3 protein-coding genes are annotated in these 3,341 nt (G+C 60.7%); 2 read left to right on the plus strand and 1 reads right to left on the minus strand.

Annotation, left to right across the window (positions count from 1 at the left end; translation table 11 throughout):
• A partial coding sequence (locus tag WBF74_RS07340; RefSeq protein WP_424437448.1) for an NAD+ synthase occupies positions 1-1,274 on the minus strand: 1,274 nt, incomplete at its 3' end.
• A gap of 203 nt (positions 1,275-1,477) precedes the next feature.
• Between WBF74_RS07340 and WBF74_RS07345 the strand changes: the two genes are divergently transcribed.
• Together WBF74_RS07345 and WBF74_RS07350 are read left to right on the plus strand one after the other, a co-directional pair.
• Complete coding sequence (locus WBF74_RS07345) at positions 1,478-2,479, plus strand: NADP-dependent oxidoreductase (RefSeq protein WP_424437451.1); 1,002 nt, start codon at positions 1,478-1,480, stop codon at positions 2,477-2,479.
• A 110-nt stretch (positions 2,480-2,589) separates the two neighbouring features.
• Positions 2,590-3,341 (plus strand): efflux RND transporter periplasmic adaptor subunit (locus WBF74_RS07350; RefSeq protein ID WP_424437454.1); only part of this gene is annotated, 752 nt, incomplete at its 3' end.

Raw genomic sequence — 3,341 nt, forward strand, 5'->3', positions numbered from 1 at the left:
TCCTTAATCGGATTGAAGCCGCCATTCATGTCGCCATAAAGCGTGGCGTAGCCCGCAGAGACTTCCGACTTGTTACCGGTTGTCAGCAGCATGGAGCCAAACTTGTTGGAGATCGCCATGAGAATGACGCCGCGCGTGCGGGACTGGAGATTTTCTTCTGTCGTGTCGGTCTGTGTGTTTTCAAAGAGCTTTTCCAGCACTTCGGTAAAGCCCGCAACCGGCTTTTCAATCGGCACGATGTCATAGCGTGTGCCGAGGAGATTGGCACAGGCTTCTGCATCCTCAACGCTTTCTGACGATGTGTAGCGGTAGGGCAGCATCACGCAATGAACCCGCTCCGGCCCCAGCGCATCCGCGGCGATCGCTGCCACAAGCGCGCTGTCGATGCCGCCTGAAAGGCCGAGCACCACGCCGGGAAAGCGGTTCTTCTCAACATAGTCGCGCAGTCCCTGCACCACGGCGAGGTAGAGCGCTTCATCATCTTCTTCGATGCGCGCGCGTTCGCCCTCTTCGCAGGCCCAACCCTTGTCGGTGCGCGTCCAGTCGGTAATGGCGATCCGTTCCTCCCAGGCAGGCATCTGCACGGCGAGCGACAAGTCCGCGTTGAGCACGAAGGATGCGCCGTCAAAGACGAGTTCATCCTGCCCGCCGAACTGGTTCACATAGGCGAGCGGCAGGCCACTTTCCCGCACGCGCGAGACGGCAAGCTGCATCCGCGCATTGAACTTGTTGAAGTCATAAGGCGAGCCATTCGTGACCAGCAGGATTTCGGCACCCGATTCCTCCAGACACTCCACCACATCGGGGAACCAGATATCCTCGCAGATGGGAACGCCGATGCGCACGCCGCGAATATCGAAGGGGCCAGGCATCGGCCCTTCATCAAAGACGCGCGGCTCATCAAAGACGGAATAATTCGGCAGATGCACCTTGGCGCGGTAGCCCTGCACCTCGCCCTTGTCGAGATAGAGCACGGTGTTGAAGAGCTTGCCGTCATCAGTGACCCAGGGGCAGCCGATCAATATGGCGGGGCCGCCATCTCCTGTTTCGCTGGCAAGCTCCATCGCGGCGGCCTGCGCGGCACGCTGGAACGCACCCTTGAGAACGAGGTCTTCCGGCGGGTAGCCGGTCAGGAAAAGCTCCGAGAGCACCACGAGGTCTGCCCCCTCAGAAGCTGCCTTGCGGCGTGCATCGAGGGCTTTTTCGAGGTTGCCGGCGATATCCCCGACGACCGGGTTCAACTGGGCGAGAGCGATGCGGAGCTTGTTTGTCATGTCACCTGATCGGGTCGCACGCGGGCGTTTCACAAGGAGTGGCAGATGCTTAGTCCCCGAACAGACGAGAACCACAGCCACGCCGGTTTTAATGGCTGCGGCCCGCCCCCACAATAGAATAGGCACCGGATTTGCGGATGCATGCCGAAGACAGGCCAGCTAGGCTCGTCTCAACAATAACGCCGACCGGGAGGAAAAGCCCCATGACAGTGAACAGACAGGTTCTGCTGACCGAAACCCCGCAGGGGAAACTTGCCGAAAGCCATTTCCGCTTCTCCCCTGACGGCAAAATACCCGAGGTGAAGGATGGCGAGCTTCTGCTGCGCACAAAGCTGATCTCGCTCGATGCCGCCAATCGCGCCTGGATGCAGGGCGCTACCTACCGCTCCGCCGTGGAAGCGGGCACAGTAATGGCGGGCGGCTCGATCTCGGAAGTGGTGGAATCGAAAGCGCCGGGCTTTTCGAAGGGGGATATCGTCTTCGCCGATACGGGGTGGCAGGACTATGCTGCCGTGCCTGCACGGACCGCGCAGAAGCTGCCGCGCATGGAGCCTCTCTCCCACCTGCTCAGCGTTTATGGGATTGCCGGGCTGACCGCCTATTTCGGCCTTCTTGAAGTGGGCAAGCCGAAAGAAGGCGATACGGTAGTCGTTTCTGCGGCAGCCGGCTCCGTTGGCTCGATTGTCGGGCAGATTGCCCGGATCAAGGGCTGCCATGTCATCGGCATCGCGGGAGGTGAGACGAAGTGCAAGCTCCTCACCGAGGAACTCGGCTTCAATGCCGCCATCGACTACAAGGCCGAGCCGGTGGGCAAGGCACTCCGCAAGGCCGCGCCGAATGGCATTGACGTCTATTTCGACAATGTGGGCGGCGACATTCTGGAAGCCGTGCTGTTCGGCATGAATAATTACGGACGCATCGCCTGTTGCGGGGCCGTGTCGCAATATGATGGCGCGCCGCCTGCACATGGTCCGCGCGGTATCCCCGGCCTTGTCGTTGTGAAGCGCCTCACCATGCAGGGCTTCATCGTCATGGATTATGCTGACAAGCACGACAAGGCGCTGGAAGACCTTCAAGGCTGGGTGGCTTCCGGCCAGTTGAAGGTGAAAGAGGACATCCTGGACGGCCTTGAAAACACGCCCAAAGCCCTGATCGGCCTTCTGGCGGGCGAAAATGTGGGCAAGCGGATGGTTCGGGTTTCCTGAGCCTGCCCCTCTCAGCGTGTCCCTTTGCGCGATCTGTTGAATCTTGCGACGGATCGGGCGGGTTTCTCCGTTATATAGAGCGAAGGACGCGCTGAAGAGGCTTCAAAAGCATGGGCTATGAGAGCGAGACGGCAAAAGACGGGATGAGCGGGCCGGGGTTTCTGGCGCGCTTTCTGGAAAAATGGCGCAGCCTCCCCCCAGTGATACGCTGGGGCGGGCTGGGTCTTGCCGTGCTCCTGCTCTGGTGGGCCTTTTCGGGCCTCTTCTTTGGTGGCGAGAGCGTAACCTATCGCACCGCGACCGTCACACGCGGCAATATCGAGCGCACCGTCACCGCCCTTGGCTCGCTCCAGCCGAAAAACTATGTCGATGTGGGCGCGCAAATTTCCGGCCAGCTCAAATTCATCCATGTGGAAGTGGGCGATGAGGTGCAGGAAGGCGACCTCCTCGCGGAGATTGACGCGCGCACCTATGAAACGGAAGTCGCCGCCGCCCGCGCGCGGCTGACCCAGCTTGAGTCCGAACTGGCCGGTTCGCAGGCGCAGCTCACCCTCGCCCGCCGCCAATATGCCCGCAATCTCGAACTCGCCAAGATCGATGCCGTCAGCCGCGATGAACTGGACACGAGCGAGACGGTGGTGAAGACGACACAGGCGACCATTGAGGCCTTGAAGGCGCAGATCGCACAGCAGAAATCCACCGTTGAAGGCGGTGAGGTCAATCTCGGCTATGCGAAAATCTATGCGCCGATGAGCGGCACCGTGACTGCGCAGGCCGCCCTTCAGGGCCAGACGCTGAACGCAAACCAGACCGCGCCGACAATCCTGACAATTTCCGACCTCAACACCATGACGGTGGAAGC

The sequence above is a fragment of the Parvibaculum sp. genome, from assembly GCF_049672805.1.
In the GTDB taxonomy this organism is placed as follows: Bacteria; Pseudomonadota; Alphaproteobacteria; order Parvibaculales; family Parvibaculaceae; genus Parvibaculum.